The 10,881-nt window shown below is 67.8% G+C and carries 12 protein-coding genes; 8 read left to right on the top strand and 4 right to left on the bottom strand.

All coding sequences use genetic code 11. The features are described from left to right. The 6 genes from ACLJO0_RS43965 to ACLJO0_RS43940 all read left to right on the top strand — a co-directional run. Nucleotides 1-385, top strand: a 385-nt coding sequence (locus tag ACLJO0_RS43965; RefSeq protein ID WP_410585836.1) for a hypothetical protein, incomplete at its 5' end; no start/stop codon positions are given. A gap of 558 nt (nucleotides 386-943) precedes the next feature. Further along, entirely contained in the window at nucleotides 944-1,981 is a 1,038-nt protein-coding gene (locus ACLJO0_RS43960) for a hypothetical protein (RefSeq protein WP_410585835.1), read from the top strand. A gap of 474 nt (nucleotides 1,982-2,455) precedes the next feature. After that, the gene (locus tag ACLJO0_RS43955; RefSeq protein WP_410585834.1) at nucleotides 2,456-3,352 is read left to right on the top strand and encodes a hypothetical protein; all 897 of its coding nucleotides are present in this window, start codon (nucleotides 2,456-2,458) and stop codon (nucleotides 3,350-3,352) included. Beyond that, nucleotides 3,349-3,975, top strand: a complete 627-nt coding sequence (locus ACLJO0_RS43950; RefSeq protein ID WP_410585833.1) for a DUF3558 family protein — start codon at nucleotides 3,349-3,351, stop codon at nucleotides 3,973-3,975. The genes ACLJO0_RS43955 and ACLJO0_RS43950 overlap by 4 nt, the downstream gene beginning before the upstream one ends. After that, nucleotides 3,972-4,907: a hypothetical protein gene (locus tag ACLJO0_RS43945; protein ID WP_410585832.1), complete on the top strand. Its 936-nt coding sequence runs from the start codon at nucleotides 3,972-3,974 to the stop codon at nucleotides 4,905-4,907. The genes ACLJO0_RS43950 and ACLJO0_RS43945 overlap by 4 nt, the downstream gene beginning before the upstream one ends. A gap of 35 nt (nucleotides 4,908-4,942) precedes the next feature. Beyond that, entirely contained in the window at nucleotides 4,943-5,584 is a 642-nt protein-coding gene (locus ACLJO0_RS43940) for a Scr1 family TA system antitoxin-like transcriptional regulator (protein ID WP_410585831.1), read from the top strand. 358 nt (nucleotides 5,585-5,942) lie between these two features. On the opposite strand, the gene ACLJO0_RS43935 is transcribed toward ACLJO0_RS43940, so the two are convergent. The 3 genes from ACLJO0_RS43935 to ACLJO0_RS43925 are packed head-to-tail and all read right to left on the bottom strand — an operon-like array spanning nucleotide 5,943 to nucleotide 7,251. Continuing rightward, nucleotides 5,943-6,269, bottom strand: coding sequence for a hypothetical protein (locus tag ACLJO0_RS43935; RefSeq protein WP_410585830.1), 327 nt, complete (start codon nucleotides 6,267-6,269; stop codon nucleotides 5,943-5,945). Nucleotides 6,270-6,271: 2 nt separating this feature from the next. Continuing rightward, nucleotides 6,272-6,799: a hypothetical protein gene (locus ACLJO0_RS43930; RefSeq protein WP_410585829.1), complete on the bottom strand. Its 528-nt coding sequence runs from the start codon at nucleotides 6,797-6,799 to the stop codon at nucleotides 6,272-6,274. Continuing rightward, nucleotides 6,796-7,251, bottom strand: a complete 456-nt coding sequence (locus ACLJO0_RS43925; protein ID WP_410585828.1) for a hypothetical protein — start codon at nucleotides 7,249-7,251, stop codon at nucleotides 6,796-6,798. The genes ACLJO0_RS43930 and ACLJO0_RS43925 overlap by 4 nt, the downstream gene beginning before the upstream one ends. A gap of 340 nt (nucleotides 7,252-7,591) precedes the next feature. On the opposite strand from ACLJO0_RS43925, the gene ACLJO0_RS43920 reads away from it, so the two are divergent. Then, on the top strand, nucleotides 7,592-8,467 hold the full coding sequence (locus tag ACLJO0_RS43920) for a hypothetical protein (RefSeq protein WP_410585827.1): 876 nt from the start codon (nucleotides 7,592-7,594) through the stop codon (nucleotides 8,465-8,467). A gap of 5 nt (nucleotides 8,468-8,472) precedes the next feature. After that, nucleotides 8,473-9,264, top strand: a complete 792-nt coding sequence (locus ACLJO0_RS43915; protein WP_410585826.1) for a hypothetical protein — start codon at nucleotides 8,473-8,475, stop codon at nucleotides 9,262-9,264. 1,108 nt (nucleotides 9,265-10,372) lie between these two features. On the opposite strand, the gene ACLJO0_RS43910 is transcribed toward ACLJO0_RS43915, so the two are convergent. Beyond that, nucleotides 10,373-10,881 (bottom strand): SMI1/KNR4 family protein (locus ACLJO0_RS43910; protein ID WP_410585825.1); only part of this gene is annotated, 509 nt, incomplete at its 5' end.

The following is a 10,881-nucleotide window of genomic DNA, read 5'->3' as shown; positions in this document are numbered from 1 at the left end:
CTGCTGCTTTGCGCGCGGCGATCAGGCCTTGACGTCGTTCTGCCATCGTCAGCCTCCCCTCGGTTGCGGTGTTCGCATCGTCGCAGGTCAACGCTACCAATTGCCGGTCGATTGCCGGAAGACGACCTGCCGCATTGCCTGGTGCCAAATCGGCAGAACCGGAAACATCATGCCGCAGCAGACCGGACGCACGCGAAAAGGAACCAATGGTCAGCAGGGATCGGGCATTGCCGCATCGCCGGAGCGTCGCGAAGCATCGAGCTGGACGGGCGTTGGACAGCGGCCTTGCAGGGTGAAGCCGAAACTCATCGGTTGCCGCGTCGGCGGGCGCCGCCAACGGAAGGTGAATCACCTGCCGGGACGTTCGGTGCTAACACGCGATTGAGTTCGCAGACTTCGGAAGTCGTGCACCTTCTCGACACCGCGGCACAGGTTGACCACCGGATCCTCGTTCCTTTGTGCCTAGGCGCTTCCGATCGTGCGGAGTGCGTGTACCGGGGACGACGAGGTGAGCCTGCGTATCGCACGACCTCATCTGCTGTGGACTGTCGCGCTTGCCTGAAAGAAGTTGCTCAGGTGAGCACGACCTGGTTGCCGGCGCTTCCCGCTGACAGCTCGTCGCCGGTGTCTTACGGGATTTGGTGGTCCTGGCTTGGAGATCGGCCACTGTGGCACTACCAGCACAGTCCCGCTGCGTTTAAAGCCCGACGTGCCCAGCTGGCCGCGCCCGACGACGCGCGAGCGTTGATCTCACGGTCGACGGTCACGACAACCGTCAGCGTTAAGGGCGATGTGTTGTCGCACAGCGGAGACCTTTTCGAGCCCGGGGACGAGAAAGAAGAAATCGCGGCGCGGGTTCTCCGTGTCATGGCAGGCGTTTCAGCGCTTGCGGAGGGGATTTAGCATGCGCGGAACCGTTGTGGGGTCTGGTCATGTCCGGATTATGACCTACAACTCGATGAACTATGGCGAGGATCCTGAGCGGGCTGAGCTGGTCCATGAGGTGATCGGTCAGGCGCGGGCGGAGGCGTCTGCGGCTGGTGATGCGCTGGTGGTCGCGGTGCAGGAGATGATCGCCGAAGATCCGGCGGCCGGTGTCCGGTCGGCGCCGTGGTTTCGTCGCTGGTGGCCACGGCCTGGTTCGCGGAGTAAGGCGGGACGTGCGGGGTGGCGGCTGCGGACGTTGGCCGAGGCGACTGGCTTGCGGTGTGAGTATGAGCGGAACCGGCCGGCCGTCGCGGTCGGTAGTCAGCGCTACCACCCGGGGCTGATGTGGTCGGATGAGCTGAGCCCGGGGGGCGGCTTCGCTGTGGTTTCCGGTCGGGCGCTGTTGCACGCGTACCTGCAGGTCGATCTTGATGTCGGTGCGGTGGAGCCGGTGGCACACGCGTCCTATCACGCGCGGCCGCACGGGTTACGTCAGCGCGCTGACGAGGCCGAGGTCGTCCTGAAGCGGGTGTTCCGGCCACCGCACCAGCGACCGACGCTGGTCGGTGGTGACTGGAATGGTGTGTCCGCGGACCAGGCGGGGGCTAACGTGCGCGTCCCGGATGGCTGGATTATCGCCCCGGACTACGACCGGGATCCGTATCACTTCCGGCACGATGAACCAGGTCGGTCGGTGGACTGGCATCGCGAGTTCGTCTTCCAGTGCAGGACCTGGACGAACCGAAACGGGAGCCTCGGCTGGGAAGCGGACCGGTCCGCAGGGCAGATGCTGCGCGACGGCGGCCTGATCGACGCGGCCGCGATCCTCAAAGCTCCATGGGCGGCGACGGTCGGGCACTGGGACGGCGACGACGTGTGCGGGCCGCGCCGGCTGGACATCGTCCGGACTGCCCCCGATGTGGTGCCCGCCCTGGTGTCGTGTGAAGTCATCGACAGTGACCTGACGCGGCGGGCGTCGGATCATCTGCCGTTCGTCGTGAAGTACGCCCCGGCGGCGATAGCCGCGGGATCCGGGGGAACCACCGATGGATAGCGGCATCGCCGACGCAGGTCGTCTGGGGCTACGCGGTCCCGCCCAGCCGCGAGAAGGCGGCACGGCCTCATCGCGCGATTCGCGGTCAGAACGCGACGGTGCGCCGGTGCGGATGCCGTGGCAGCGCAACAGCTTGAGTGCCCGGTCCGCGCTGGGGTCGACGATCGGCGAACAGATCTTCCAGGTGCCCGGCGATGACCCACCGGACCCTGATTGGTCCAGACCGCGGCATGGCAGCGGGACCTTCGTGCCGTGGATACCCCGCTATGAGCGGTCACCGGATCGACTGTGGGCGGTTCTGGAGTGGCGGGCGCATGCGATTCCCGTGGCCGATGTCGCGGCTCTCGTCGATGTTCCGGAGGCAAAAGTGTGGTCGTGGCTGCGTGGATTGGCGCGTGCGACAAGGAATGAGCGAATCAGGCTCGCGGTGAGACCGCGAGCGGAGGGTGGAGAGACCGTATGACGGACACGGCTTTGCGGCTGCGGGTCGCGACAGCGAATCTGAAGCGCGCGGGGTACAACCGCACAACTCGGGTTCACGAACACGACAAGCTCGCGGCAATGCTCGCGCCGCTCGAACAGGCGCCGCATGCCCTGTTCTTGTCGGAATGCACCCACTACACCGGCACTTCCTACGAGCCGGATCCGCTCGAGGAGGTCCTTAAGCTCCTCGGCTCGCTGTGGACGGCCCCGGGACCCGATGGCCGGAAGTTCGGCGAAGTCCCCTACCGCGGCTGGATTTCCGAGGTCCCAGGATCGGTGAACGTCCCCGGATTGTTCGTCGATCCCCGTGTAGTCCAGCCGGGCACCTGGTTTCCGCTCGCCAGCAGGCGGACCCAGCTGGCCAACACCCTCACCGCCACCATCAACGGCCACCCGTTTCGGCTGAAGTGTGTGCACTGGAACGGATCCCGCGGTCCGACCGGCCTGACCGAGCAGGCAGATCAGGACGGTCAGGTCGCGTCGGAGAACGCGCTCTACGCCGGCGACTTCAACACAACCAGCTCCGCTCAAGGCGAGACGGTCTATGAGAACTGGGGGGCGCTCTGCGACAGGGTGGGCCGTCCGTCGATGCGCAGCCAGAAAGGCACCCGCCGCGCGGACGGCACCTGGGTCACACACACCGGGATGGACCGGTTCCTGGAGCATGGGTGGTGGGACGCGGGCCAGGTCGCCGGTGACTTCACCCCGACCACGACCGATCTGGAGACTGCGCTGCGGATCGATCGCATCGTGCTTTCGCAGCGGTCACCGGCCCGTTTCGACCCCGACACCTACGCCGTCCACCAACACCCTCTCCTCGGCAAGGACGCGACGAAGAATGACCACCTGATGGTCAGCGGTGACGTCATCGTCGAGGCGGCGGCATGACCAGGCTGGCCAGGTCGGCGGCTAGGCCGAGGGTGATGCTGCTGGTCGCGGCAGTCGTTGCCGGATGCGGCCCAGCCCCGGTGAGCTCGCTGCCGCCGTCGCCGACGACAACGCGGACGATCGGGCTGACGACCCAGGTGCCGCCCTATGCGGGGGCACCCGCCGTGCGTGACCCGCTGCCGCTCACCGTGCTGTCCGGCCATCCGTGCACGACCGCCCTCACCCCGGCCCAGGTCAAGCAGGTCCTGGGGATCGAGGCCACCGGCAAGCCCGACCGCACCGAACCGGCCGGGCCGACCTGCCTGTGGGAGAACCCGGTGACAGCGCGGACGGTCAGAGTGGTCTTCGCGACGACACACCGGCAGGGCCTGAGCGCGGTCTATCCCTCCCCGAGCCCGGTCGAGGGTTGGGTGTGGCGGGAGCTGACCGTCGGGCGCCACCCGGCGGTGGCCACGACTCGCGACCCCCAGTGGTACTGCACGGTCACGGTCGGCCTGGCCGACGACGCCGCGGTGAGGGTCTCGCTGGTCGGCCGTGTCGGCGACACCCACGACTTGTGCACGGCGACCGGCCCGGTCGCCGAGCTGGTCGTCGCCACGCTGAAGAAGGGAGCCGGCCGATGACGGCGACAGAGGGACCAGACGGCACGTGGCGCGACCGGACGGGGCGGCGGCCGTCGGTGATGGCCGACCACCCGGGGTGGTGGCTCGACGGTGAGGGGCGCTGGCGGCGGCTGCTGCGTGGGGGATCGGGAGCGGTGTGGCTGGCCGTCGCCACGCCGCTCCCTGACAGCGGTCACGACATCGACCTTGACCTCGTTGACGGACGGCCTGGCAGCGAGCCCGAAGTCGAAGTCGAAGTCAGCGACCCCGCCACACTCGCCAACCAGGGATCCGCGTTGAGCCAGCAACTCCTCGCAGCAGGTCCGGTGGCGCGGATCCGCACCGACGGTCTGTGGGAGGCGCTGGTTGGCGCGATCTTGCGATGCACCATGCCGCTCGAGCACGCGCGCACCGTCTACCGGGACGCCTCCAAGGCGCTCGGGCAGGGCCACGACAGCGCCATGGGTCGGGAGTGGCTGTTTCCCGGGCCTACCACGGTTCTCGAGCTCTCGGCTGACGTGTTCGACGTGCATGGTCTGGGCGCGGTCCGCGATCGGCTGCGGACCGCGGCGTGGATCACCCGGGCTGTGGAGCCCGGGTGGAGGACTGCGGCGTGGGATGGGCTGCGCACCGTCCTGGCGCCGGTGCCGCGGATCGGGTCACTGATCGCCGACGTGGCGGTGGCCGACCTCTCCGGAGATTTCCGTTTTCTCGCGCCCAGCGATTTCCTGGTCAGGCGGTGCGTCCATGTCCTGGATCCTGCGACGTTCTGGCCGGACGACGCCGCGGGCTTCGGTGTCAGGTGGCAGGAGATGACCGGCGTCCAACGATCGGCCTGGACCGTGCTCGTTCTCGCCAGGGAGACTGCGACCTTGACCTCGCGTCGTGACACGCGTCCACGCGGACGCACAGGGGCTGGAACGCTCCGTGCTGAGACTGGACTGGGGACGTGAACGGACGAGGACAGGCCATTGTGGACAGTCGCCACGTGGACCGTATCCCGGCATTGGATCGTTGCGTTGCGGAGGAGTCGGCGGTGACGATCCGCTGCTACAGCGGCCCGAACCTGCCGGACATGCTCATGACGCCGACTGTCGCCCGCCTGATGTGGGAATGGCGTGCCGTCTATCAGCCGGCGCTCGTCGCGGTGGGCGCGGAACTGTCACCCCGTCGTCGCGCTGTCCTGAAACGGGCTGTGCCGCTACGCGTGGTGTTCGTGGTGGGCGAGGAGACGCTGAAGCGGTTCGAGGCGGGCAACCCGGATCCGGACACCGCGGCGGAGCAGTTGAGGAGTCTTTGTGATGACGCGGGTGAGCGACATGTCAGCGTCCTGGTGCATCCGTTGACCGCGCCCGTGCTGCCGTGGGCGGCTGGCCGGTTCACGGTCACCACCGGAGCGGACGGGCGGCATACGGCCTTTGTCGAGACGCCGGGACCGAGCGGGCTTCTGATCTTTCGGGATCCGGAGCACGTCGAGGTCTACCTGGCGATGTTCGCTGCACTGTGCCGCGACAGCTTGAGTAAGGACGCCAGTCTTGTCCGGATCGCCGACACGCTCCCGCCGCACCAGCAGGCGGCCGCCGCACACGGAGATCGGTCAGCTGCGCCGACGACCACCGCCCGACCGTGATGCGATCGGCTCCGCGTCCACCTGGACACCATTGCGGTTGCGGGATGCTAGGGGCGGTAGGCGTGGCGGCCGGATGGGCTGCTGGTCGGGGCGGGGCGTCCAGCAGCGCGTTGGGCCAGGGCACGCAGGAGTCGGCAGCCGTGCTGTCGGCGCCAGCCTCGGCGAGGGCAGCCTGTGCAGTGGCCGTGCGGGTCGACCGTGTGCCCGTCGAGCACAACACGCACGACATCGGTCAGGGTCTGGATGGCGTCCCTGGCTTCTTGTTCTGAGAAGGCGGGGCCTTGTCGCCGTGCGAGGGTGTCGTAGTCGTCGAGACGGGCCCGGAGATCGTTGGCGAATGCGGCTGCGAGCACGTGGTTCACGGGTTCTCGCCGGGCCGGCCGGACGGCGCGGGCGGCTGAGGCGACGGTCGCGGGAGGCGACTGTGCAGGTAGGCCGGGACGAAATCGGCGCGGCGGAGCCCGGCGTTGTCGATCTGGTGCAGCGCCGCGTCAGTCGGCTGGCAGGGCCAGTCGCGGTACTGCCAGCAGATTGAGCAGTGAAAAGGGTCGTCCTTGGTCGGCAGGTGCCGGGTCACGGTGTTGATCGGGTCGTCGGACTGGCCGACGCGGCACGATCGGGACACCCACACCGCGACCTCGGCCGATGGTCGCTGCGTGACGGGAGTGTCGGCGTTGTCGTTCATGGTCAGGCCTTCCCGTGCGGGTCGGGATGCTGGTAGCGGGGCAGGCGCCGGCGGCCGAACAGCACGTCGTCGATCAGGTCGTCGTAGGCGCGGGCGAGCTCGGCGACCGCCGAGAACGCGTCGCGGGCACGCGGGTCAGCCGCGGGCAGCGCGGCCAGCTCGTGCCAGTGCTGCCATCTCTGTGCCAGCCGGGCGAGCAGAGCGCCGACAGTCTCGGTGTGCACGGACCCTCTGCGGAGACTGGGCAAGCAGATGGCGACGTGCTCGTCGATCAGGGCAACCTGCCCCGCGATGGCCTGATCCCGCTGTTCCTGTGCCCGTGCCGCCGCTGCGGTGATCGTGTCGTCCGCGTCGCCGATGGAACGTACGACGTCGGCGCGGGCGAGGTGAAGCACGGCGAGCAAGTGCGCGGCGCCCAGCACCGGGTCCGAGTCCTCAGGCGCGAACTCGAAGGCGAGCAGGATCGCGCGGCCGGCGGGGACAGGACGACGCCCGGCCATTGTGTGGGGCCTCGTCGTCACGCCGGTCATGACCGGCTCTCCCGAGGCGTGTCTTCGCGGCACAGGCGGGTGAGCATGGTCCGCTCAGCCGCGGTGAGATGCCACTCGTCCAGGGCGTCCAATCCGGGGATCTCGTCGTCGGCGCGCACGGCATCCGGGAAGTAGACGCTCGCGGCATGCCGTGCCGCGTCCCACCGGACCGACCACGCCGCGACACGGCCTCGCCAGCCGAGCAGGTACTCGAACGGGACGCGGCGCAGCGCGTCGTCGACGGCGTGGTGCACCTGGACGGCGCGGATATCCAGGTCCCTCAGCGGCAGCGGACTGAAACTCTCTGCCAGGACACAGCAGATCAACAGCACTTTGGCGCGCCGCACCCGGGCGGCGACCTCGTCGTGCCCGGCGGGATGTCCTGCGGTGTCGTAGTCCGGGCTTGGTGTGTCGGTGTCGCGGGCGAGGTCGGGTGTCAGGGCCTGAGTCATGGGAGACAGCTCCTTAACGGATGTGTGCAGGTGGGGCGGTGCTCCGCGCCGGATGGGGAAGACGCGATCGGAGGCGGCCGCCTGCGCTGGCCGGGGCGTCGGGGCGCCGCCCGCACGGCACAGCGTCCCGTCGCGTCGATCCGGCGCGGAGCACCTGGCTGATACGGAGTGGTTCCGACGAGTCTCCCGTTGGCACCCGGTTCACCCTCTCCGTAGGCTGATAAGTTTACCCCTCCCTAAAGAATCCAAGCAAAGGCTGTCTAGCTGCGCCTTTAGGGGGATATAAACTGAGATTAGGCGTGCATGTGCGCCGACGTCAAGAGGGGCTAAACTCTGTCGGGTGAGCGACGACTTCGACTACGAGGCCCGGGTTGCGGAGATCGTCGGCCGTTTCCAGGCGGCCGGCGCTGACGCGATGGCCGCGGCCAAGGACCTGGATGATCCGCTCTGGAGGACACGCCTGACTCAGGAACTCTTCGGCGTGTGCCAAGCGGTCGGTACGAAGTCCACTCGCCTGCGTCGACGGAGCATGGCCGAAGCGGTTGCCGCGCGCGGCAACGACGCGGTCGCCAAAGCGCTTCACATCACGCCTGGCCGGGTGTCGCAACTGGCCAACGATCCCGCCAAACACCGGGTGTTCTTCGGATCGGACACCGTTCGAGTCGGCTATCCGCTCCGGCAGTTGAGCACCGACCGGGAGCGCCCCATGATCGCCGCCGAGGACGCCGCCACCGCCAACACCCTCGCGACGCTGCTCGAGGGACTGGATCTCGAGGTCGACCGGATCACGATCGAACCCGGCCACAGTGCACTGCCCGACGCCGACACGATCGTGGTGTGCGGGCCGAAATCCGCTCCCATCGCCGCACGCCTGCTCGAACGCGACCCTGCGCTCGCCATGGTCGAAGACAGCGGCCGGTGGTGGATCGAGGAGACCACCAGCAGTACCCGCCGTGGCTCACCCGCGGACCAATCAGACCCACGCAAGGCCGACATCGCCTATCTCGCCAGGCAGACCGTCAACGATCACGTCGTCGTCCACATCGCCGGGATCCACAGCATCGGCTCCCTCGGCGCCGCCCACTACCTCACAGCCAACCTGACCGCGCTGTTCTCCACGACCGGCACCGCACCGTTCTCCGCGATCATCGGCTGCACCCACGACGGCACGAACATCCTCACCAGCGAACTCGTCGCCGGCCCGTTCCTCTGGTGACGCGTGTGGACATCACCACCAGTCAGTTGCCCCCGATTCACGCCAGCGACGACAAGATCATCACGGTCGGCAATGGCGTGATCATGCTGGACGGGGCCTCGGCGTTCGTGCCGGTGCCGGTTCCGCCCAGCGTCTACGCTGATGCGCTCGGCGCAGGCCTCCGCCGCCATCTGGACGCCGACCCCTCGGCGGACCTGACCGCGGTTCTCGCCGACACGATCCACGATGTCGCCGTCCACCTCGACCTCCAGCCCGGCCGCTCGCCCTCGAGCACGGTCACGATCCTGCGGGCGCATGACGGCTGGACTGAGATCCTCATGCTCGGCGACAACCTCGCGGTCCTGCCTGGCCTAACCATCACCGACCCGAGACTGAGCCGGCTCGACCTCGAACCCAGCCGCTGCTACCGCCACCGCCTCGCACAGGGAACCGGGTTCGACGACACGCACCGCGCCCTTCTGCGCAAGCTCCAGACACAGCAAGCCGCCCGGCGCAACCGCCCCGGCGGCTACTGGATCGCAGAAGCGGACCCCGCCGCCGCGCGACACGCCATCATCCACCGGTTCCGTACCGACGACGTTCCCTGGGCAGTCCTGACCACCGACGGCGCCTACAAACCCATGCAGCACCTCGGAATCACCGACTGGGCCGCCATCAGCGCCGTATCCGCCGCCGAACTGGACGCGATACTGAACCGGTGCCACACATGGGAAAGCGAGCACGACCCCGACGCCCGGCACCTCCCACGCGCCAAACGTCACGACGACAAAGCCCTCGCCGTCGCCCGCTTCGCGTAGCCGCCGAGGCTGCCGCGCATCACCGCCGGCAACGGCCGAGCACGTCCCCGTCCACGATCCGGACTACCGATCGTATGTCCTTGTCCGACGCCGTGAGCGCGCGCGGAGCGACTCGCCGACAGTCATCTCCGGCTCGGCGTCCAGTCCGCTCACCGTCCGGCCCTGGCCGGCGGGCTGCAGTTCCAGATGTCGGGGTGGTTGAGCCGGCCGCGTGCCGGAGCAGGGGCAAGACATCCCGCGTACGTGCGGCGTTGTCCGGCTCGGAGCGTGGGAACGGCCAGTCCCCAAGAGACGGTTTTCCACAGGGCGCAAAGGTGTGGCTGAGTCCGGTTGGTCGCTCCATCCTTGACTGGCTGTCGCGTCCATCAGCGGCATCAAGCTACTGATCGGCACTGCGTCGGAAGAAATCTCTCTAGAAGACACGGGAGTGCACTATGAAGAACCGAACACGTTTGAGTCTGGCCTTCGTGGCTCTGGCCACTGCTGCCTTTGTTTGCCCCGGCCTCGGCCAATGCAGCTACCACAACAGCGCAGGCATCAGAGACCCAGTCGCCGACGTGTTGGTCGCCGACCAAAAGTTGGTCGATTCCTGACGGCGACGGCGGCACCGCGGGCAGTGTCGAGTGGCATGACAACGACGGAAGTACGGACAAGGACAACTTCTACCTTTCAGACGCGTATGGCGATGGACAATCCGTTTCCTTGCGAGTGAAGAATCACGCCACCGGAAAGGAGTACTACAAGCACGTCTACAGGGGCAGGTCATACTGCATGGGCGTAGGAAACGTTCCTAACGGCGATTACGTTTACTGGTCTGCGTGCAGCTGGGACGACGGCGAGATCACCGAGTGCAGAAGCGGCACGATCACCGAGTAGCACATCTAGGCGCTCGCGCATCGGGGCCAGCGAACATATAGTGGTACTTGCTGGGTAGAATAGTAGAATCACGAGCCGTCGCGCCACTGAGGCCAGTCGCGATCCCCTCTCATATCAGGCTTTACCGCCGCTTCAGTGCGTCGGCTGCCTCTGTCCGCGCGGACGCGGCAATGAAAGCAAATGTTAGCCCGGTACCTGGCCGTATGGACTGGCTCGCGTCGGCCGCCGAGGTTTACGTCCAGGTCAGCGCTCCGTCGTCGCGAATGGCCGGGTCACCTGGATTGGGCGGGTCTTGCACGGCGGTGGGGTAGTTGTCGAGGCGTTCGGCGGTGTCGGTGAGCAGGGCGCTGATGCTGGCCCAGGTGGTGCGGTGGGCGCCTGCTTGCGCCATCCAGTCCATGACGCAGCCGTGGTCGGTGCCGGGGCGCAGGTCGAGGGCGAGGACGGCGCCGTCGAGGGCTCGGCAGACGGGGAGCAGTGCGGTGCAGAATCCGAAGGTGGCGTCGCCGGCGGCGCGCTGGTGTTGCCCATCGGCCCAGCAGCAATCCTGGTCAGGGTAGGCACTGAGGCTGGTCCATTCCTCCCGTACGCGCGCTACCGACAGAGGCATGTATACCCCGGGGAGGGTGAAGGCGGTGCGGTAGTCGGTGTCGTCGTCGACACCGTCCATCAGTCGCCACCACGCCAGCAGGTCGTCCGGGAACGGCCGCCCCACCGCGTCCTGCACCGCGCGGATGTCGT

The sequence above is a fragment of the Amycolatopsis sp. lyj-108 genome (assembly GCF_046549005.1).
GTDB lineage: Bacteria > Actinomycetota > Actinomycetes > Mycobacteriales > Pseudonocardiaceae > Amycolatopsis.
This window is presented reverse-complemented; position numbering and strand designations above follow the sequence as displayed.